This is a genomic window from Pseudomonas urethralis, from assembly GCF_021602465.1.
Classification (GTDB): domain Bacteria; phylum Pseudomonadota; class Gammaproteobacteria; order Pseudomonadales; family Pseudomonadaceae; genus Aquipseudomonas; species Aquipseudomonas vlassakiae.
In genome coordinates, this window is record NZ_BQIJ01000006.1 from 178609 (window position 1) to 197866 (window position 19258).

The 19258-nt window shown below is 63.1% G+C and carries 19 protein-coding genes and 1 pseudogene; 11 read left to right on the plus strand and 9 right to left on the minus strand.

What is annotated here, in order from left to right; translation table 11 throughout:
- The first annotated feature begins 183 nt into the window (after positions 1 to 183).
- From hisB to hisF, 5 genes are read left to right on the plus strand one after another with little or no spacing between them, the layout of a single operon-like run.
- Positions 184 to 777, plus strand: a complete 594-nt coding sequence (gene hisB, locus L6D64_RS12395; protein WP_027917570.1) for an imidazoleglycerol-phosphate dehydratase HisB — start codon at positions 184 to 186, stop codon at positions 775 to 777.
- Entirely contained in the window at positions 778 to 1416 is a 639-nt protein-coding gene (gene hisH, locus L6D64_RS12400) for an imidazole glycerol phosphate synthase subunit HisH (RefSeq protein ID WP_176509088.1), read from the plus strand. It abuts the gene before it with no gap.
- Positions 1417 to 1677, plus strand: coding sequence for a DUF2164 domain-containing protein (locus tag L6D64_RS12405; protein WP_027917568.1), 261 nt, complete (start codon positions 1417 to 1419; stop codon positions 1675 to 1677). It abuts the gene before it with no gap.
- Between the two features lie 27 nt (positions 1678 to 1704).
- A complete protein-coding gene (gene hisA / locus L6D64_RS12410) occupies positions 1705 to 2442 on the plus strand; it encodes a 1-(5-phosphoribosyl)-5-[(5-phosphoribosylamino)methylideneamino]imidazole-4-carboxamide isomerase (protein WP_023382794.1) in 738 nt (245 codons plus the stop codon).
- Between the two features lie 10 nt (positions 2443 to 2452).
- Positions 2453 to 3223 (plus strand): imidazole glycerol phosphate synthase subunit HisF, encoded by a 771-nt coding sequence (hisF, locus tag L6D64_RS12415; RefSeq protein WP_176509087.1) that lies wholly within the window; start codon positions 2453 to 2455, stop codon positions 3221 to 3223.
- Between the two features lie 39 nt (positions 3224 to 3262).
- On the opposite strand, the gene choV is transcribed toward hisF, so the two are convergent.
- From choV to L6D64_RS12430, 3 genes are all read right to left on the minus strand, one after another.
- Positions 3263 to 4441: a choline ABC transporter ATP-binding protein gene (gene choV, locus L6D64_RS12420; RefSeq protein WP_176509086.1), complete on the minus strand. Its 1179-nt coding sequence runs from the start codon at positions 4439 to 4441 to the stop codon at positions 3263 to 3265.
- Positions 4438 to 5286, minus strand: a complete 849-nt coding sequence (gene choW, locus L6D64_RS12425) for a choline ABC transporter permease subunit (protein ID WP_176509202.1) — start codon at positions 5284 to 5286, stop codon at positions 4438 to 4440. The genes choV and choW overlap by 4 nt, the downstream gene beginning before the upstream one ends.
- Positions 5287 to 5367: 81 nt before the next feature.
- Positions 5368 to 6315, minus strand: coding sequence for a choline ABC transporter substrate-binding protein (locus tag L6D64_RS12430; protein WP_176509085.1), 948 nt, complete (start codon positions 6313 to 6315; stop codon positions 5368 to 5370).
- Positions 6316 to 6757: 442 nt separating this feature from the next.
- Here L6D64_RS12430 and L6D64_RS12435 point away from each other — a divergent pair, with 442 nt between their 5' ends.
- Both L6D64_RS12435 and gbdR read left to right on the plus strand, forming a co-directional pair.
- The gene (locus L6D64_RS12435) at positions 6758 to 8134 is read left to right on the plus strand and encodes an L-serine ammonia-lyase (protein ID WP_054886701.1); all 1377 of its coding nucleotides are present in this window, start codon (positions 6758 to 6760) and stop codon (positions 8132 to 8134) included.
- Between the two features lie 481 nt (positions 8135 to 8615).
- Positions 8616 to 9722: a choline metabolism transcriptional regulator GbdR gene (gbdR, locus tag L6D64_RS12440; RefSeq protein ID WP_054886700.1), complete on the plus strand. Its 1107-nt coding sequence runs from the start codon at positions 8616 to 8618 to the stop codon at positions 9720 to 9722.
- 57 nt (positions 9723 to 9779) lie between these two features.
- On the opposite strand, the gene L6D64_RS12445 is transcribed toward gbdR, so the two are convergent.
- From L6D64_RS12445 to choX, 5 genes are all read right to left on the minus strand, one after another.
- Positions 9780 to 10037, minus strand: a complete 258-nt coding sequence (locus L6D64_RS12445) for a hypothetical protein (protein ID WP_003255717.1) — start codon at positions 10035 to 10037, stop codon at positions 9780 to 9782.
- 270 nt (positions 10038 to 10307) lie between these two features.
- A complete protein-coding gene (locus L6D64_RS12450) occupies positions 10308 to 10778 on the minus strand; it encodes a thioesterase family protein (protein WP_176509084.1) in 471 nt (156 codons plus the stop codon).
- A gap of 10 nt (positions 10779 to 10788) precedes the next feature.
- Positions 10789 to 11754 carry an L-carnitine dehydrogenase gene (locus L6D64_RS12455; protein WP_176509083.1) on the minus strand — a complete coding sequence of 322 codons (966 nt, stop codon included), beginning with the start codon at positions 11752 to 11754 and terminating at the stop codon, positions 10789 to 10791.
- Between the two features lie 19 nt (positions 11755 to 11773).
- Positions 11774 to 12658, minus strand: coding sequence for a 3-dehydrocarnitine:acetyl-CoA trimethylamine transferase CdhC (gene cdhC / locus L6D64_RS12460; RefSeq protein ID WP_176509082.1), 885 nt, complete (start codon positions 12656 to 12658; stop codon positions 11774 to 11776).
- A 120-nt stretch (positions 12659 to 12778) separates the two neighbouring features.
- Positions 12779 to 13723 (minus strand): choline ABC transporter substrate-binding protein, encoded by a 945-nt coding sequence (gene choX, locus L6D64_RS12465; RefSeq protein WP_176509081.1) that lies wholly within the window; start codon positions 13721 to 13723, stop codon positions 12779 to 12781.
- Positions 13724 to 13869: 146 nt separating this feature from the next.
- Here choX and L6D64_RS12470 point away from each other — a divergent pair.
- Positions 13870 to 14813, plus strand: a pseudogene (locus L6D64_RS12470) (GlxA family transcriptional regulator).
- A 71-nt stretch (positions 14814 to 14884) separates the two neighbouring features.
- Here the strand turns inward: L6D64_RS12470 and L6D64_RS12475 are convergent.
- A complete protein-coding gene (locus tag L6D64_RS12475) occupies positions 14885 to 15286 on the minus strand; it encodes a lysozyme inhibitor LprI family protein (RefSeq protein ID WP_176509080.1) in 402 nt (133 codons plus the stop codon).
- A gap of 285 nt (positions 15287 to 15571) precedes the next feature.
- Here L6D64_RS12475 and L6D64_RS12480 point away from each other — a divergent pair, with 285 nt between their 5' ends.
- The 3 genes from L6D64_RS12480 (at position 15572) to dgcA (ending at position 19233) form a co-directional block, all read left to right on the plus strand.
- A complete protein-coding gene (locus L6D64_RS12480) occupies positions 15572 to 16549 on the plus strand; it encodes a dipeptidase (RefSeq protein WP_016392223.1) in 978 nt (325 codons plus the stop codon).
- 77 nt (positions 16550 to 16626) lie between these two features.
- Positions 16627 to 17157: a DUF5943 domain-containing protein gene (locus L6D64_RS12485; protein WP_046614486.1), complete on the plus strand. Its 531-nt coding sequence runs from the start codon at positions 16627 to 16629 to the stop codon at positions 17155 to 17157.
- A 15-nt stretch (positions 17158 to 17172) separates the two neighbouring features.
- On the plus strand, positions 17173 to 19233 hold the full coding sequence (gene dgcA / locus L6D64_RS12490; protein WP_176509079.1) for a dimethylglycine demethylation protein DgcA: 2061 nt from the start codon (positions 17173 to 17175) through the stop codon (positions 19231 to 19233).
- Positions 19234 to 19258 lie beyond the last annotated feature (25 nt).

Below are 19258 nucleotides of genomic sequence, written 5' to 3' on the forward strand. Positions count from 1 at the left end.
TTCGCGACGCAAGGCCGCTCCCACAGGGGTCGCCTGGCAGCCCCAATGATCGGGTTGTATAGACCTGTAGGGCTCTCCGGCCCCGCAATTGCTTGCCATGCCATATGTCATCCGCGTTTCAAGCGGGCGCGTTCTGGGCCTATAATGGAGCCCTTTTCGCCCAATGATTTTGCGGAGCTGGTGATGGTCGAACGTAAGGCTTCCGTCGAGCGCAATACCCTGGAAACCCAGGTCAAGTGCTCGATCAACCTCGATGGCAGTGGCAAGGCCCGATTCGATATCGGTGTGCCTTTCCTTGAACACATGCTGGACCAGATCGCCCGCCATGGGCTGATCGATCTGGATATCGAGTGCAAGGGTGACCTGCATATCGACGATCACCATACCGTCGAAGACGTCGGTATCACGCTGGGCATGGCATTCGCCCAGGCCATTGGCGACAAGAAAGGCATCTTCCGCTACGGCCACGCCTACGTGCCGCTGGACGAAGCGCTGTCGCGCGTGGTCATCGACTTCTCCGGCCGCCCAGGCCTGCAGATGCATGTGCCTTACACCCGTGCCACCGTTGGCGGCTTCGATGTCGACCTGTTCCAGGAGTTCTTCCAGGGCTTCGTCAACCACGCCCTGGTGACCCTGCACATCGACAACCTGCGTGGCCACAACACCCACCACCAGATCGAAACCGTATTCAAGGCTTTCGGCCGCGCCCTGCGCATGGCCGTGACCCTCGACGAGCGCATGGCCGGGCAGATGCCGTCCACCAAAGGGTGCCTGTAAATGCAGACGGTAGCCGTAATCGACTATGGCATGGGCAACCTGCACTCGGTGGCCAAGGCGCTTGAACACGTTGGCGCCGGCAAGGTGCTGGTCACCAGCGACGCTGCGGTGATCCGCGAGGCTGACCGCGTGGTGTTCCCGGGCGTGGGCGCGATCCGTGACTGCATGGCCGAAATTCGCCGCCTGGGCTTCGACAGCCTGGTCCGCGAAGTGAGCCAGGACCGCCCGTTCCTCGGCATCTGCGTCGGCATGCAGGCGTTGCTCGACCATAGCGAAGAGAACGACGGTGTCGACTGCATCGGCCTGTTCCCTGGCCAGGTGCGCTTCTTTGGCAAGGATCTCAAAGAAGACGGCGAGCACCTGAAGGTGCCGCACATGGGCTGGAACGAAGTCAGCCAGTCCATCGACCACCCGCTGTGGCACGACATTCCCGACCGTGCGCGTTTCTACTTCGTGCACAGCTACTACATCAATGCCGGCAAGCCGGGCCAGGTGGTCGGCCGCGGCCACTATGGCGTCGACTTCGCTGCCGCGCTGGCAGACGGCTCGCGCTTCGCCGTGCAGTTCCACCCGGAAAAAAGCCATACCCATGGCCTGCAGCTGCTGCAGAACTTCGTCGCCTGGGACGGGCGCTGGTAAATGAGCCGTTCGAAGACCAAGGCCCCGATCATCACCCTGGCCCCCGAAGAGGAACGCGAGGCGCTCGACACGCTCAAGCGCTTTCTCGAAGACCGCTTCGAACTGCAGCTCGGGTCGTTCGAGGTGGCCGAGGTCCTCGAGCTGTTCAGCAAAGAAATTGCACCCCATTACTACAACAGGGCGATTGCCGATGTTCAGCTGCACCTCAAGGAGCGGTTCGAGAGCATCGAAAGCGATCTGTGGGCACTCGAAAAGCCCTGAACCCCCAAGAACAGACAGGTTCCCAAGATGCTGATTATCCCCGCTATCGATCTGAAGGACGGTGCCTGCGTGCGCCTGCGCCAGGGCCGCATGGAAGATTCCACGGTATTTTCCGACGACCCGGTGAGCATGGCTGCCAAGTGGGTCGAAGGTGGCTGCCGCCGCCTGCACCTGGTCGACCTCAACGGCGCCTTCGAAGGCCAGCCGGTCAACGGTGAAGTGGTCACCGCCATTGCCAAACGCTACCCGAACCTGCCGATCCAGATCGGCGGCGGCATCCGCTCGCTGGAAACCATCGAGCACTACGTCAAGGCCGGCGTCAGCTACGTGATCATCGGCACCAAGGCGGTCAAGCAGCCTGAGTTCGTCGCCGAAGCGTGCAAGGCCTTCCCGGGCAAGGTCATCGTTGGCCTGGATGCAAAGGACGGCTTCGTTGCCACCGACGGCTGGGCGGAAGTCAGCTCGGTACAGGTCATCGACCTGGCCAAGCGTTTCGAGGCCGATGGCGTCTCGGCGATCGTCTACACCGACATCGCCAAGGACGGCATGATGCAGGGCTGCAACGTGCCGTTCACCAAGGCACTGGCCGAAGCCACTTCGATCCCGGTGATCGCCTCGGGCGGTATTCACAACCTGGGTGACATCAAGGCCCTGCTGGACGCCAAGGCGCCGGGCATCATCGGCGCCATCACCGGCCGTGCCATCTACGAAGGCACCCTCGATGTCGCCGAGGCCCAGGCTTTTTGCGACAACTACCAAGGCTGAGGACTGAACCATGGCACTGGCCAAGCGCATCATCCCTTGCCTGGACGTGGACAACGGCCGGGTGGTCAAGGGCGTCAAGTTCGAGAACATCCGTGATGCCGGCGACCCGGTGGAAATCGCCCGCCGCTACAACGAGCAGGGTGCCGATGAAATCACCTTCCTCGACATCACGGCCAGCGTTGATGGCCGCGACACCACCCTGCATACCGTCGAGCGCATGGCCAGCCAGGTGTTCATCCCGCTGACCGTGGGCGGCGGCGTGCGCACCGTGCAGGACATCCGCAACCTGCTCAATGCCGGCGCCGACAAGGTTTCGATCAACACCGCCGCGGTGTTCAACCCGGAGTTCGTCGGTGAAGCAGCGGACCGCTTCGGTTCGCAGTGCATCGTCGTCGCCATCGACGCCAAGAAGGTGTCCGCGCCAGGCGAAGCGCCACGCTGGGAGATCTTTACCCACGGCGGGCGCAAGCCAACCGGGCTGGACGCGGTTGAATGGGCGAAGAAGATGGAAGGCCTGGGGGCCGGCGAGATCCTGCTGACCAGCATGGACCAGGACGGCATGAAGAATGGTTTCGACCTGGGCGTAACCCGCGCCATCAGCGATGCGCTGGGGATTCCGGTGATTGCTTCGGGTGGTGTGGGTAACCTGCAGCACCTGGCAGACGGGATTCTGGAAGGGCACGCCAGCGCGGTGCTGGCGGCGAGTATCTTCCACTTTGGCGAGTACACGGTGCCGGAGGCCAAGGCCTACATGGCTTCGCGCGGGATTGTCGTTCGCTGAGATAGTGATTGTTGGGGCCGCAAGGCGGCCCCAATTGCATCATCCGTGGTTCTTGCCCAGCAAGGCGTGGTAGAGCTCGGTATCGCCAAGAATCCCCACCACCCGGTCATTCTCCTGCAGCACCAGCTTGTTGCCGGTCTGGTAACGAATCTGCAGCGCCTCACGCATGCCAATGTCGGCATGCACCAACGTCGGCTTGCGACCCAGGCCTTCCACAGCCTGCCCCGGCACCCAGTTCTGCATGTCCAGCCCGTTCTGCCCCTGGCGTGCACGCTTGATCGAATTCCCTTCGCCCAGGTCCAGCCACGAATCGCCACCCGGGTCCAGGCACACCGAGCCGTTGACCCGCTTGCAGTTGTCCAGGCTGCGCATCAGGCTGCGGCCGCACAGCACGTTCAGCGGGTTGGTGTGGGCGACGAAGGTACGCACGTATTCGTCGGCCGGGTTCAGCACGATCTCTTCCGGCTTGCTGTACTGGATGATCCGCCCATCCTTCATGATGGCGATGCGGCTGCCCAGCTTCAGCGCCTCGTCGAGGTCGTGGCTGACGAACACGATGGTCTTGCTCAGCTTGGCCTGCAGGCCCAGCAATTCGTCTTGCAGGCCTTGGCGGATCAGCGGGTCGAGGGCCGAGAACGGTTCGTCCATCAACAGGATGTCGGCATCCATCGCCAGCGCCCGGGCCAGGCCCACACGCTGCTGCATGCCGCCGGAGAGTTCGTCTGGCTTCTTGTTGCGCCACTGGGTCAGGCCGACCAGTTCGAGTTTCTCGTCGACCAGCTTGCGCCGTTCCTTTTCCGGGCGGCCCTGCATTTCCAGGCCGAAGCTGATGTTCTCGCGCACCGTCAGCCATGGCATCAGGGCGAATTTCTGGAACACCATGGCGATGCGCTTGGTGCGCATCATCTTCAGCTCTGCCGGGGTGCAGTGGGCAATATCGATGTGCTTGCCCTCATGTTCGACGAACAGCTTGCCGCGGCTCACGGTGTTGAGGCCGTTGATGCACCGCAGCAGGCTCGACTTGCCTGAGCCGGACAGGCCCATCAGCACACAGATCTCGCCTTTGTTGATATCGAGGTTGGCCTTTTCCACACCGACCACCATCCCGGTCTGCTTGAGGATCTGCTCGCGGGTCTGGCCTTTGTCCAGCAGCGCCAGCGCTTCGCGCGGCTTGTTGGAGAAGATGACGTCTACGTCTTCGAATCGAATGATGCTCATGCCTCACCCCTTACCGGCAGTTCCGGTTGCTTGCAGATACGGTCGAGCATGATCGCCAGCAGCACGATCGCCAGGCCCGCTTCGAAGCCCAGGGAGATATCGGCGGTGTTCAGTGCGTTGACCACAGGTTTGCCCAGCCCGTCGGCACCCACCAGGGCGGCGATCACCACCATCGACAGCGACAGCATGATGCACTGAGTGACGCCGGCGGCGATGCTCGGCATCGCGTGCGGCAGTTCGATACGGGTGAGTAGCTGGCGGCGCGAACAGCCAAAGGCCTTGCCGGCGTCCATCAGCTCCTGCGGCACGTCGCAGATGCCCAGGTAGGTCAGGCGGATCGGTGCGGCGATGGCGAACACCACTGTCGAGATCAGCCCCGGCACCACGCCCAGACCGAACAGGGTCAGGGTCGGGATCAGGTAGACGAAGGTTGGCACGGTCTGCATCAGGTCGAGCACCGGGCGCATGGCGGTGTAGAACATCGGCTTGTGCGCGGCGACGATGCCCAGCGGCACGCCGATGGCCACGCAGACCACGGTGGCGAAGGTCACCTGGGCCAAGGTTTCCATGGTTTCCTGCCAGTACCCCAGGTTGAGGATCAGCAGGAAGGAAAGGGCGACGAATGCGGTGAGCGCCCACTTGCGCTGGATGAAATGCGCCAGGGCGGCGAACAGGGCGATGAGCACGAACGGGTTGAAGAAAGTCAGGGTACTGGTGACGCCATGGATCATGAACTCCAGGCCTCGGGCAATGGCATCGAAATAGTTCGCGCCATTCTGGGTCAGCCATTCGACGAACGCCGCGATGTACTGACCCAAGGGTATTTTCTGATCGATGAGCATGATAGCGAGCTTCCACCTGCGAAGATTGAAAACAGTCCGGGGCGGGCACGGTCCCGCCCCGAGGTAGCGCTACGACGTATTGCGTTATTGAGTGAGTTTCGCCTTGGCCGCCTCAAGGCCGGGTTTGCCATCCACGGTGGTGACGCCCGCCAGCCAGGTGTCCAGCTTGCCGGGGTTGTCTTTCAGCCACTTCCTGGCGGCCGCCTCGGGCTTCATCTTGTCGTCCAGGACGTAGCCCATCATGGTGCTTTCATCCTTGAGCTCGAACGACAGGTTCTTCAGCAGTTGGCCGACGTTGCTGCATTCCTGCACATAGCCCTTGCGGGTGTTGGTCAGCACGGTGGCCTTGCCGAATTCGGGGCCGAAGAACTCGTCACCGCCGGTGAGGTACTGCATCTTGAAGCGGGTGTTCATCGGGTGCGGTTCCCAGCCCAGGAACACCACTGCCTCGCCACGCTTCTGTGCGCGATCGACCTGCGACAGCATGCCGGCCTCGCTCGATTGCACGATCTTGAAACCGGCGTCCTTCAGGCCGAAGGCGTTCTTGTCGATCATGCTCTGGATGGTGCGGTTGCCATCGTTGCCCGGCTCGATGCCATAGATCTTGCCGTCCAGTTCCTTCTTGAACTTGGGAATATCGCTGAAATCCTTCAGCCCCTTGTCATACAGCGCCTGGGGCACGGCCAGGGTGTACTTGGCGTTTTCCAGGTTGGCGCGCACGGTTTCTACAGTGCCGGCATCGCGGTATTGCTTGATGTCGTTCTCCATGGTCGGCATCCAGTTGCCGAGAAACACGTCCAGGTCCTTGCCGGTGGCCAGCGACTTGTAGGTCACCGGTACCGAGATCATGGTGGTGTGGGTCTTGTAACCCAGTGCTTCGAGCACAACGCTGGTGGTCGCCGTGGTGACGGTGATGTCGGTCCAGCCGACATCGGAGAAACGTACCGTCTGGCACTGCTCCGGCTCGGCGGCCTGGGCCAGCAGAGGTGCGGACAGCATCGCAACCAGCAACAGCGAGGGTGAACCTTTCATGGATGGACTCCTGTGATTTTGTCTTCGGGTTCGCGTGGGTCGCCGGGCTTTCTCAGGGTCCGGTCGACCAGGCCTGCAGAGGGCAGGATGCGTGGCCGTGCTTTACGAGTCGCTTTCGATAATCCTCCAGCGCCGGGCAATCGCCTACTGGTGGGGTCGTAACCAGTACGGAACGGGTCGCATCCAGTACGGGCGATGTCGTTTATGAGTTTTTCCACCCCTGTAGCCGCATTTTTGCGTCAACCGGCCACCGGAAAACGGCGATCGGGTGGCCGAAATGACAGCGGCGCTGCTGGACAAAATTACGTCGGTTGCAGACGGCGAGGGGGTAGGCAAAAGCCCGATGATGCGTGCATTCGTGGCGGCTCGCAGCTTCAGCCTAGCAGTTGCCCCGCCCTGCGCATGGCGCGCAGAGACAAGCCCAGCAAGAGGTGATTCGACAATGGCCATCAGCGTGTTCGACCTGTTCAAGATCGGTGTCGGGCCCTCCAGCTCCCACACCGTCGGCCCCATGCGTGCCGGTGCCCTGTTCGTCCAGGGCCTGCGTGAACGCGGCGAGCTGGAACAGGTGCGCAGGATCGAAGTGCGGCTGTACGGTTCCCTGTCGGCCACTGGCATCGGCCATGGCACCGACAACGCCACCATCATGGGCCTGATGGGCGAGTGGCCGGACGCCATCGACCCGACCCAGATCGTCCCGCGGATCGCCGACCTGCGCGAAACCAACACCCTGAAGCTGGATAACCGCCTGCCCATCGAGTTCGTCTGGGCCCGCGACATGCTGCTGCTGGACGAGAACCTGCCGTACCACCCCAACGCCATGACCCTGATCGCCGAAGGTGCCCAGGGCGAGCTGCATCGCGACACCTATTACTCGGTCGGTGGCGGCTTCGTGGTCGACGCCGCCCAGGCCGCCAGCGGTGTGCTGGATGCCGACCAGACGGTGCTGCCCTACGATTTCAACAGCGCCGCCGAGCTGCTGCGCCTGTGCAAGCAAAACGACCTCAGCGTGTCGCAATTGATGATGGCCAACGAGAAGGTCTGGCGCAGCGAGGAAGAAATCCGCGCCGGCCTGCACAAACTCTGGGAAGCCATGCAGGAGTGCGTCAACAACGGCCTGAAATACGAAGGCACGCTGCCCGGCGGGCTCAACGTGCGCAGGCGCGCCGCCAAGTTGCACCGCAGTCTGCAGGAAATCGGCAAGCCCAACGTGATCGGCTCGACCATGAGCGCCATGGAGTGGGTCAACCTGTTCGCCCTGGCGGTCAACGAAGAGAACGCCGCTGGCGGGCGCATGGTCACGGCGCCTACCAACGGTGCGGCGGGCATCATCCCGGCGGTGCTGCACTACTACATGCGCTTCAGTGATGCGGTGGACGAGTCGAGCGTGGTCGACTTCTTCCTCGGCGCCGCCGCCGTGGGCATCCTGTGCAAGAAGAACGCGTCGATTTCCGGTGCAGAAGTCGGCTGCCAGGGCGAGGTCGGCTCGGCCTGTGCCATGGCTGCTGCCGGCCTCGCCGAAGTGCTGGGGGCGACCCCGGCGCAGGTGGAGAACGCTGCCGAAATCGCTCTGGAACACAACCTCGGCCTGACCTGCGACCCGGTCGGCGGCCTGGTGCAGGTGCCGTGCATCGAGCGCAACGCGATAGCCGCAGTGAAGGCGATCAATGCCGTGCAGATGGCGTTGCGCGGCGATGGCGAGCACTTCATCTCCCTCGACCAGGTGATCCGCACGATGCGCGACACCGGGGCCGACATGCACGACAAGTATAAAGAGACTTCTCGCGGTGGCCTGGCGGTCAGCGCCATCGAGTGCTGAGTTCTTGAGCCAGCCTCAAGGGCCCCATCGCGGATGAATCCGCTCCTACAGGAAATGCATGATCTTGTAGGAGCGGATTCATCCGCGATGGGGCCCTTGAGTGTTTTAAGTGCACCGCGCCCTGTTTAAGTGCATGACCCAAGCTGACCAATCGTCGGCTGTCGCTATCAGTGTGGGCATTGTCGGTGACACTCAAGAGTGTCGTTTCTGGGCAACCAAGGCTGCGCGTGTCACCAAATTGCTCAGTTGTTACACGCAAGGCGCTAGCACGGCGCTTTGCGAAGAATTGCCAACTTGATCGAAGTCCCTGATTTGCCGAATGAAGGCGTCGTTTTCAGGTTTTTTCGGATGGTCGTTCAATTTCAGGCACGACCCTTGCGTTGAGATTGGCAGCAAGCCCCTGCACATGAACCTGGGGCCATAACAAGAAAATCAGTGCCCGCCTGAGGCACACCCTGCATTTGTGTGAGGAGAAATCGCGATGACGTCGTACACCTCCGGGAACCCAACCCAGAACCGCACAGCCCCCCAGTCCATCGGGTTTCTCCTTCTGGACAATTTCACCCTGATATCTCTGGCATCGGCCGTGGAGCCGCTGCGCATGGCCAACCAGCTTTCTGGTCGCGAGCTGTACCGCTGGCACACGCTGACCGTCGATGGCGGCCAGGTATGGGCCAGTGACGGCCTGCAGATCACTCCCGATGCAGCCATGCACAGCGCACCGCCGATCGACACCGTGATCGTCTGCGGCGGTGTTGGCATCCAGCGCACGGTCACCCGTGAGCATGTCACCTGGCTGCAGGCCCAGGCTCGCCAGTCGCGCCGCCTCGGTGCGGTGTGCACCGGCAGCTGGGCGCTGGCCTGTGCCGGCCTGCTCGATGGTTTCGATTGCAGCGTGCACTGGGAATGCCTGGCGGCCATGCAGGAGGCCTTCCCGCGGGTCAACATGAGCACCCGCCTGTTCACCCTCGACCGCAACCGTTTCACCAGTTCCGGCGGCACCGCGCCGCTGGACATGATGCTGCACCTGATCAGCCGCGATCACGGCCGTGAGCTGTCGGCGGCGATCTCGGAGATGTTCGTCTACGAGCGTATCCGCAACGAGCAGGACCACCAGCGCGTGCCGCTCAAGCACATGCTCGGCACCAACCAGCCGAAGTTGCAGGAAATCGTCGCGCTGATGGAGGCCAACCTCGAAGAACCGATCGACCTGGATGAACTGGCCGTATATGTGTCGGTGTCGCGCCGTCAACTCGAACGGCTGTTCCAGAAGTACCTGCATTGCTCGCCGTCGCGCTACTACCTCAAGCTGCGCCTGATCCGCGCCCGGCAGTTGCTCAAGCAGACACCGATGTCGATCATCGAAGTGGCCTCGGTGTGCGGCTTCGTCTCTACCCCGCACTTCTCCAAGTGCTACCGCGAGTACTTCGGCATTCCGCCGCGTGACGAGCGCGTGGGCTCCAACACCGCGCAGCAGGTGGCAATGATGCCGATTCCGCAGGCCATGACCCTGTCGCCGCACAGCGGGCCGATGGCGGCCCTGAGCCAGGCGCGCAACGAGTCGACCTTTGCCAGCGTAAGGCTCTGAAACGGCACCGGCCCCTTCGCGGGTTTACCGCGAAGGGGCCGGTGCCGGAATAATCGCTCAGGCGCGTTTGTTGAACTGCGCCAGCGCTGGCAACAGCTGCTTGTCGATCGCCTGGCGCACTGCCGGCAGGATCGTCGCGCTGCCGGTATACATCTGCTCGACCATCCCCTTCAGCGCCCGCGCATTGGGCTCGGTCAGCCCGCGCACCACCGCTTCGCAGGCCTGCTCGGCACTGGCCCCGGCCGGAATGTCGAACCCGCGCGCGCGCAGGTGGCCTGCCAGGTCGTCCTGGTCTATCAAATCCGCATGCATCATGGCTGTTGTCCCTTTTATTGCGAAGAGAGTGCTGCTGTGATTTACGACCGATTCTGTGTCCGCTGCGACAGGCCCGCAAGGGCAGAATGTCGCAATGGCCGGTTTGGCTAAGAACAGGTCGTTCCCGGCTAATTGCAGGGGCCGGGAAGCCAGCAGACTGCATGCATTCACGGCTCACGAGGGTTTGGTCACCCTCACTCATGCACAGTGGATGTTGCTCGCTCTTGGCCCCGGATGCTCACGGCTTTCCGGGGTTATTTTTTTGAGCGCTCAGCGGGGTAGTTGCAGGACGCGGCCGACGAATTCCGCAGCAGGCAGGTCGCGTTGGCTATCTACCAGGCTCTGCAGCAAGGCCGCACTTTGCTCACTGAAAGGCGCCGATTTCGGCCCCGCCAGGTCGACATGCAACAGCATCTGCTCGCTCGCAGCCAGCACCTCGTCGAACCCGGCCCGGTGCAGGCTGTGGTAGACATGCAGGCGCTTGAGGTCGAAACCGATGATCTGTGTCTGCACCCACACCTCGGTACCTAGCTTTACCTCGTGCAGGTAATTGATGTGCGCTTCCAGGGTGAACAGCGAGTTGCCACTCTGCCCACGGCTGTCGGCATCGAGGCCGATGCGCTCCATCAGCGCATCGGTGGCGTAGCTGAAGATCAGCAGGTAAAAGGCATCGCGCAGGTGCCCGTTGTAGTCGACCCAGTCCTCCTGGACTGGGGTGCGGTAGGTGATCAGTGCGGGCATCGTCTGCTCCTCAGTCGCCAAAGGCCATGCCGTGGCTGGCTTTGCTGGTCTTCACCGCTTCCAGTACGGCCAGCAGCGTGTCATCACGATAGCGCTCCAGCGCGGCGATGCTGCGCTCGCCCAGTTGTTCCGAGGTGCCTTCGACCACATCGTCGATCAGCTTGTCGGTCAGCTCCGGTGCTGGCAGGTAGGTCCAGGGCAGCTTCAGCGCCGGGCCGAACTGGGCCATGAAGTGGCGCATGCCGGCATCACCGCCTGCGAGGGTGTAGGTGAGGAAGGTGCCCATGAACGACCAGCGCAGGCCGGCGCCGAAGCGGATCGCATCGTCGATCTCCCCGGTGCTGGCCACGCCATCGTTGACCAGGTGCAGGGCCTCGCGCCACAGCGCTTCGAGCAGGCGGTCGGCGATGAACCCGGGGACCTCCTTGCGTACATGCAGCGGGCGCATGCCTAGTGCGGTGTAGATGGTTTTCGCGGCCTCGATGGCTTCGGGTGCTGTGCGGTTGCCGCCGACGATCTCCACTAGCGGCAGCAGGTAAACCGGGTTGAACGGGTGACCGACCACACAACGCTCGGGGTGCGTGGACGACTCGTAGAACTCGCTGGGCAGCAGCCCCGACGTGCTGGAACCGATGATTGCGTTGGGCTTGGCGGCGGCACTGATCTTGGCGTGCAGGTCGAGCTTGAGGTCCAGGCGCTCGGGTGCGCTTTCCTGGATGAAGTCGGCGTTGCGTACGCATTCCTCGATGGTCGCCACGAATTTCAGTCGGCCCTGCGCTGCACCCGCTGCCAGGCCTTGTTTCTCCAGTGCCGGCCAGGCGTTGGCGATGCGCTTGCGCAGGGCCTGCTCGGCGCCGGGTGCCGGGTCCCAGGCGACCACGTCCAGGCCGTGGGCCAGGGCCCGGGCGACCCATCCGCTGCCGATCACGCCGCTACCCAGGGCGGCGAAGGTCTTGATTTCGGTGATGAAGGGCATATCGGTCTCCTGAAGGGGATCAGCGGCGCTTGAGGTTCATTTTTGCCCGGCCTTCTGCCGGGCTGAGCACGCGGCCACCCATGCGGGTGATGATTTCGGCGGCACGCTCCACCAGCTGGCCGTTGCTGGCCAGCACGCCACGGTCCAGGTACAGGTTGTCTTCCAGGCCCACCCGCACGTTGCCACCCAGAAGCACGGCCTGCGCCGCCATCGGCATCTGCATGCGGCCGATGCCGAAGCCGGCCCAGGTCACATTGGCCGGCAGGTTGTCGACCATGGCCTTCATGGTGGTGGTGTCGGCCGGCGCGCCCCATGGGATGCCCAGGCACAGCTGGAACAGCGGGTCCTCGAGCAAACCTTCTTTCATCATCTGTTTGGCGAACCACAGGTGGCCGGTGTCGAAGATTTCCAGCTCGGCCTTCACCCCAAGTTCGGTGATGCGCTTGGCCCCGGCGCGCAGCTGCGCGGGGGTGGAAACGTAGATGGCGTTGCCGTCGCCGAAATTCAGGGTGCCGCAGTCGAGGGTGCAGATTTCCGGGAGCAGGGCTTCGACGTGGGCCAGGCGCTCCAGTGGGCCGATCAGGTCGGTGCCGGGGCCGAACTCCATGGGCGATTCGCCCGGGCCGATTTCCAGGTCGCCGCCCATGCCGGCGGTGAGGTTGACGATGATGTCGACGTCGGCCTCGCGGATGCGCTCCATGACTTCGCGGTACAGCGCCACGTCGCGGCTGAAACGGCCGGTTTGCGGGTCACGGACGTGGCAGTGGACCACAGTGGCGCCGGCCCTGGCGGCTTCCACGGCGGATTCGGCGATCTGTTTCGGGGTGACGGGGACCAGGTGGCTCTTGGCGACCGTGTCGCCAGCGCCGGTGAGGGCACAGGTGATGATGACGTCGTGGTTCATGGCGGTTCCTTGTGTGGTCTGTGAGGGCCCTTTCGCGGGCAAGCCTGCTCCTACAGGGGACCGTGATGGCCCTGGCATGCGCGTTACCTGCAGGAGCGGATTTATCCGCGAGTAGCCTTGTCAGTTGGCGGTGAGCTTGAGGTTGTCCGCCGCAGGCTTGCCATCGAAGGTGGTCACCCCCTCAAGCCAGCGGGCCTTGTCCTCGGGGTGGTCCTTGAGCCACTGGCGGGCCGATTCCAGCGCGTCCTTGTGGTCGAGCAGCGGCTGCATCATGCGGCTCTCGTCCTCGGCGCTGAAGTTCAGGTTGGCCAGCAGGCGGTGGGCGTTGGGGCAGCGTTCGGCGTAGTCCGGCGCGGTCACCGTCCACACCGTGGCACGGCCTTCGTCCGGGCCCAGGGCGCCCTGGCTGTCGCCGAGATAGGCCATGTCGATGTTCACGTTCATCGGGTGTGGCGCCCAGCCGAAGAACACTACCGCTTCCTTGCGCCGTACGGCGCGGTCCACGGCGGCGAGCATGCCGGCTTCGCTGGACTCGACCAGCTGGAACTTGCCCAGCTCGAACTGGTTCTTGCTGATCATGGCTTTGATCTGGGTGTTGGCACCGGAGCCGGGTTCTATGCCGTAGATCTTGCCGCCCAGCTCCTTCTCGAACTTGTGAATGTCGGCGAAGGTTTTCAGGCCCTTGTCATACAGGTACTTCGGCACGGCGAGGGTGGCGCGGGCGTCTTCCAGGCTGGGTTTTTCAAGGACCTTGACCTGGTTGGCGTCGACGAACGGGGTGATGGTCTGGGTCATGATCGGGTTCCAGTAACCCAGGAACATGTCCAGGCGCTTGTCGCGGATACCGGCGAAGATGATCTGCTGCGAGGCGCTGGTCTGCTTGGTCTGGTAGCCCAGGCCATCAAGCAGTACCTGGGCCATGGCGCTGGTGGCGATGACGTCGGTCCAGTTGACCACGCCAAGGCGCACGTTCTTGCAGGCCGCGGGCTCGGCGGCGAAAAGCGGGGTGGCGACGATGCTGCTCAGGGCAAGGGACAACAGGCTGCGGCGGATCAAGCGATGCATGGTGGCTCTCCATCGGCAGGACATTTTTTATAGGGGCCGGCCTCTCTGGGCCGTGTGAACACGCTACGCTGCTGCCAGGGGCGAAAATCGCACCCTGGCGACCAAGATTTGCACGGAGGCGACCACCTTCACGCGTGGAGCATGCAATGCCGCAACTGATTCATTTCCTGTTGTTGCCGGGGTTCTCGGCGATGGGCTTTATCAGCGCACTGGAACCGCTGCGCGTGGCCAACCGCTTCAAGGGGCCGTCGTACCGCTGGCGCGTGCTCAGCCTGGATGGCGGGGCAGTGCAGGCGAGCAATGGCATGTCGGTGAATGCCGATGGCGCGTTGGGGGAGGGTGAGGCGGGCGGCGTGCTGCTGATCGTCGCCGGCTTCGAGCCGCTGGCCTGTTATGGTCCGAAGCTGCAGCAGGCGCTGCGTCGGCTCGACCATGATGGGGTGATCCTTGGCGGAATCGACACCGGCCCGGTGGTGCTGGCCGAGGCCGGGTTGCTCGATGGCTACCGCGCAACCTTGCACTGGGAGGCGCTGGACGCATTCAAGGAGCGCTACCCACGCTTGCAGGTGACCCAGGAGCTGTTCGAGATCGACCGGCGGCGCATCACCTGTGCCGGTGGCACCGCATCGATCGACCTGATGCTCGACCTGATCGGCCAGGCCCATGGCAGCGAGCTGGCGGTGCAGGTGTCCGAGCAATTCGTGCTCGGGCGCATCCGCCCGCGCCAGGACCACCAGCGCATGCAGATCGCCAGCCGCTACGGCATCAACAACAAGAAGCTGGTGAAGGTGATCGGCGAGATGGAGCGCAATATCGAGCAGCCGCTCAATACCCAGGTGCTGGCCGATGCGGTGCAGGTGACCCGGCGGCAGCTGGAGCGGCTATTTCGCTTGCATCTGGACGACACGCCCAGGGCTTCTATCTGCGCTTGCGGCTGGACAAGGCACGGCAGCTGTTGCGCCAGACCGAGATGAGCGTGCTGGAGGTGGCGGTGGCGTGCGGGTTCGAGTCGGCCTCGTATTTCACCCGCTGTTACCGGGTGCGGTTCGAGCGCTGCCCGCGGGAGGATCGGTTGGCCCGAGCGGTCTGATGTTCTCCTGTGCCGGCCTATTCGCGGGTCGCCGTAGGAGCGGGTTCACCCGCGAAGAGGCCCGTGCAGGACTACTGCTGGCCGATGGACTGCAGATACTCCGAGCGGTCATCGCTGCGCTGCGCCACGCAGGTATCCCAAGCCGCCTGGAACGCCTTGCTGCCGGGTTTCTCGGCATAGGTCTCGACTTTACAGTCGGCATCTCGAAGCTGCGCCCACAGTTTCTCGGCGGCATCCATGCGCGCGACCAGGGCGGTGGCCTTGTCGCCTTCCTCGGCATACTGGTCGCGAATGCGCTGGATCAGGTCGTCATATGCCGATTTCAGTTCGCGCTCGGCGGTCTGTTTGCTGAATGCCGCGCAGGCGTAGGTCTGCTGGTCGCTCTCGACGTTGTCGCACGGGGTGCTTTCTTCCTCGCCGGCGTGGGCGCCCGAGACGACAGCCAGCAGTACCAGCCATGCCATTGATTTCATCCGCTTTCTCCTTATCGAGGCTGACCAATCGGCTGGATTCTCGCTCAGCCGCAGTGAAGACGATAGCTCCCTGGCGAAATGTTCATGAAACAGCATGCGATGTCGTTATCGAGACCGTCTCTCATCGCCAGGCGGCGCGCCAGAGGGCGCGATGTCGCGCATTGACGCTTTCGGCAAACCCCCTGTCGTTTTTGCACCGGGGCGTCGCAGGGCACAGGCATATGCTGGCCCCAAAGCGCCGACAGAAGATTTGGCGCGGCCCATATCAACAAAGGGGACAGCCTGATGAGCCCAGCCGAACTTCACGCCGACAGCATCGTCATTGACGGCCTGATCATTGCCAAATGGAACCGCGAGCTGTTCGAGGACATGCGCAAGGGCGGGCTGACTGCGGCCAACTGCACGGTGTCGGTGTGGGAAGGCTTCAAGGCGACTGTCGACAACATCGCCGCCAGCCAGAAGCTGATCCGCGACAACAGCGACCTGGTGATGCCGGTGCGCACCACCGCCGACATCCGCAAGGCCAAGGAACTGGGCAAGACCGGCATCCTCTTCGGCTTCCAGAACGCCCATGCGTTCGAAGACCAGATCGCCTACGTCGACGTGTTCAAGCAGCTGGGCGTAGGCATCGTGCAGATGTGCTACAACACCCAGAACCTGGTCGGCACCGGTTGCTACGAGCGTGACGGCGGCCTGTCGGGCTTCGGTCGTGAGATCGTCGCCGAGATGAACCGTGTCGGCATCATGTGCGACCTGTCCCACGTCGGTTCCAAGACCTCCGAGGAAGTGATCCTCGAATCGAAAAAGCCGGTCTGCTACTCCCACTGCCTGCCTTCGGGCCTGAAGGAACACCCGCGCAACAAGTCTGACGCCGAGCTGAAGTTCATCGCCGACCACGGCGGCTTCGTTGGCGTGACCATGTTCGCGCCGTTCCTGGCCAAGGGCATCGACTCGACCATCGACGACTACGCCGAAGCCATCGAGTACACCATGAACATCGTCGGTGAAGACGCCATCGGTATCGGTACCGACTTCACCCAGGGCCACGGCCAGGACTTCTTCGAGTACCTGACCCACGACAAGGGCTACGCCCGTCGCCTGACCAACTTCGGCAAGATCATCAACCCGCTGGGCATCCGCACCGTGGGCGAATTCCCCAACCTCACCGAAACCTTGCTCAAGCGCGGCCACTCCGAGCGCGTGGTGCGCAAGATCATGGGCGAGAACTGGGTCAACGTCCTCAAGGACGTGTGGGGCGAGTAAGCCGCTCTCCAAGCCTGAAAGCCCCTGCCAGCAACGCCGGGGCATCCCGATAAAAAATTTTATGGAGTTGAGTTTCCATGGCCAAGATCGCCCCGCAATTGCCAATCGAAGTCGACAGCGAAACCGGTGTCTGGACCAGCGACGCCCTGCCGATGCTGTATGTGCCGCGCCATTTCTTCGTCAACAACCACATGGGCATCGAAGAGGTCCTGGGCGCAGACAAGTACGCCGAGATCCTCTACAAGGCCGGCTACAAGTCCGCCTGGCACTGGTGTGAAAAAGAAGCCGAGTGCCATGGCCTTGAAGGCGTGGCGGTGTTCGAGCACTACATGAAGCGCCTGAGCCAGCGTGGCTGGGGCCTGTTCGAAATCCAGGACATCGATCTGGATAAGGGCACCTGCAGCGTCAAGCTCAAGCATTCCGCATTCGTGTACGTCTATGGCAAGTGCGGCCGCAAGGTCGACTACATGTTCACCGGCTGGTTCGCCGGCGCCATGGACCAGATTCTCGCTGCCCGCGGCAGCTCGATCCGCACCGTGGCCGAGCAGGTCTACGGCGGTTCGGAAGAAGGCCACGAAGATGGCCTGTTCGTCGTCAAGCCGTTGTAAGCCGGAGAGAGCGTCATGGCATTCGAAGCAATGTTCCAGCCGATCCAGATCGGCAAACTGACCATCCGCAACCGCGTGCTCAGCACCGCGCATGCCGAGGTCTACGCCACTGACGGCGGCATGACCACCGACCGCTACGTGAAGTATTACGAAGAGAAGGCCAAGGGCGGCATCGGCCTGGCGATCTGCGGCGGCTCATCCGTGGTGGCCATCGACAGCCCGCAGGAATGGTGGTCGTCGGTCAACCTGTCGACCGACCGCATCATCCCGCACTTCCAGAACCTCGCTGACGCCATGCACAAGCATGGCGCCAAGATCATGATCCAGATTACCCACATGGGCCGGCGCTCGCGCTGGGACGGCTTCAACTGGCCTACCCTGATGTCGCCGTCGGGCATCCGTGAACCCGTGCACCGTGCCACCTGCAAAACCATCGAGGTGGAAGAGATCTGGCGGGTGATCGGCAACTATGCGCAGGCTGCGCGTCGTGCCAAAGAGGGCGGCCTGGATGGCGTGGAACTGTCGGCCGTGCACCAGCACATGATCGACCAGTTCTGGAGCCCGCGGGTCAACAAGCGTACCGACGAATGGGGCGGTACCTTCGAAGGCCGCATGAAGTTCGGCCTGGAAGTGCTCAAGGCGGTGCGTGCCGAAGTCGGCGACGACTTCTGCGTGGGCATGCGTATCTGCGGCGACGAGTTCCACCCCGATGGCCTCAGCCACGAGGACATGAAGCAGATCGCCGCCTACTACGATGCCACCGGCATGATCGACTTCATCGGCGTGGTCGGTTCGGGTTGCGACACCCACAACACCCTGGCCAACGTCATCCCCAACATGAGCTACCCGCCGGAGCCGTTCCTGCACCTGGCGGCCGGCATCAAGGAAGTGGTCAAGGTCCCGGTGCTGCACGCGCAGAACATCAAGGACCCGAACCAGGCCACGCGCATTCTCGAAGGCGGCTATGTCGACATGGTCGGCATGACCCGCGCGCACATCGCCGACCCGCACCTGATCGCCAAGATCAAGATGGGCCAGATCGACCAGATCAAGCAGTGCGTGGGTGCCAACTACTGCATCGACCGCCAGTACCAGGGCCTGGATGTGCTGTGCATCCAGAACGCCGCGACCTCCCGTGAATACATGGGCGTGCCGCATATCATCGAGAAGACCACCGGGCCGAAACGCAAGGTGGTCATCGTCGGCGCCGGCCCTGCCGGCATGGAGGCGGCCCGCGTGGCGGCCGAGCGCGGCCACGACGTCACCGTGTTCGAGAAGAAGGACCAGATCGGCGGGCAGATCACCATCGCCGCCAAGGCACCGCAGCGCGACCAGATCGCTGGCATCACCCGCTGGTACCAGCTGGAGTTCGCCCGCCTGAAGATCGACCTGCGCCTGGGTACCGCCGCCGACGCGGCAACGATCCAGGACCTGCGCCCGGACATCATCGTGCTCGCGGTTGGCGGCCATTCGTTCCTCGAGCAGAACGAGCACTGGGGCGCCGCCGAAGGCCTGGTGGTCAGCAGCTGGGACGTGCTCGACGGCAAGGTTGCGCCGGGCAAGAACGTGCTGGTGTACGACACCATCTGCGAATTCACCGGCATGTCGGTGGCCGACTTCATCGCCGACAAGGGCAGCCAGGTCGAGATCGTCACCGACGACATCAAACCGGGCGTGGCCATGGGCGGTACGACCTTCCCGACCTACTACCGCAGCATGTACCCGAAAGAAGTGATCATGACCGGCGACATGATGCTGGAAAAGGTCTACCGCGAAGGCGACAAGCTGGTGGCGGTGCTGGAGAACGAATACACCGGTGCCAAGGAAGAACGTGTCGTCGACCAGGTGGTGGTGGAAAACGGCGTGCGTCCTGACGAGCAGCTGTACTACGCGCTGAAGGAAGGGTCACGCAACAAGGGCCAGATCGACGTGGAGGCGCTGTTCGCCATCAAGCCTCAGCCGATCCTCAGCCAGCCGGGCGAGGGCTACCTGCTGTACCGCATCGGCGACTGCGTGGCCCAGCGCAACGTGCATGCGGCGATCTACGACGCCTTGCGCCTGTGCAAGGACTTCTGATCGCTCCGCCTCTGTAGAGGCGGGA